Consider the following 1,228-nt stretch of genomic DNA (forward strand, 5'->3'; position numbering starts at 1 on the left):
CCTCGAAACATCGGGGGACAATGCTCCCGGCATATCGGCCGACGCCGCCCTTACCGCCTACCGCGATGGCGAATGCCCATGCGCCGTTACCACCATCCCCACCGCTGGCGTCGCCCGATATGCCGGGAGCATTGTCCCCCGATGTTTCGAGGGCGCCAGATGCGTTGTTTGTTATATCGACGGTTCCGCCCTTGGCGCCATCGCCGCCTTTACCACCCTTGATCTCCACAAAAGGCGGGACGGCTGTTGCATGGACAGCCGAGCCGCCATCGCCGCCGCGCCCACCCCGGGCGCTGCCAACGAAAGCGGCCTCCCCGGAGGTCGTGCGGCCGACACTATTCGTTCCCGTAGCCGGCGCCACCGGCGAATGGCCATCTCCGGCGTCAGCAGTACCGATTCCGTCATCACCATTGTCGCCCGGTGCACCATCCGTATTGATGGACAATTGCTGCGCATGGGCCGGAGATTGAGCGTAAGGAAAGACCAGCCCCACCAGTGCCGTAGCGCAAAGCAATCGAGCTATCCGTTTGGGCAGAGTGGCGAGACATTGATTCGGCCGGCCGGGCAAACCCTTCTGAGTCGCCGCGGCATCACGAAGAACTTCCTCAGAACATGCCCTGGCTGAACCGTCGTCGGCCGATGCGCACGACAATACGGCAACGCGCTCTGTGAACAAAGCCATGCACTTACCCCCCATTTTACGGGGGCGCGCCTCAATGCCTGCTTGAGTCCGACGCCACCGCTATGCTCTGCTCATGCAATTGCAATAAGGATGCCGGCACTGTGCAATAAGGTTCAATGCATTAAAACAGGGCATCCGTATTCCCACTTGCGGAGCTCTGACTCAATTAGAATACATTAACTTATGCCGGATGAAACCAAAAATTTACGTGGGGAACACTGACCAAAGCCACCGACGTTTCATAGTCATCATATGATGACTATCTGCCGTTTCGCGGCCGAAATCGCAGAACAAAGCGATTGGACCGCCCGATTTCGTGATACTCGACCCGCTGGCCATGGCATCGACGCGCAAACGCCCTATATCAAAGGACAGAGTTTTTGCGCGGGAATGAACGGATGTCGGCACTTCGGCCATCAACGATCTTCACAGTGGCAATGCTGGCCACGGCAGTGCTGGCGGGCGTTTGCCTGCCGGCTTCCGCGCAAGCGCTCAATCCCGCTACCGGCAACAATGCGCTGATCCGGCAGAACGACCTGCAAATCC

1 pseudogene is annotated in these 1,228 nt (G+C 59.0%); it reads right to left on the reverse strand.

The features are described from left to right. Nucleotides 1-682, reverse strand: a pseudogene (locus tag EN879_RS39590) (hypothetical protein); the annotation flags it as partial. Between the last annotated feature and the right edge of the window lie 546 nt (nt 683-1,228).

It is taken from the genome of Mesorhizobium sp. M7A.F.Ca.AU.002.02.1.1 (assembly GCF_003998535.1).
Lineage (GTDB): Bacteria > Pseudomonadota > Alphaproteobacteria > Rhizobiales > Rhizobiaceae > Mesorhizobium > Mesorhizobium ciceri.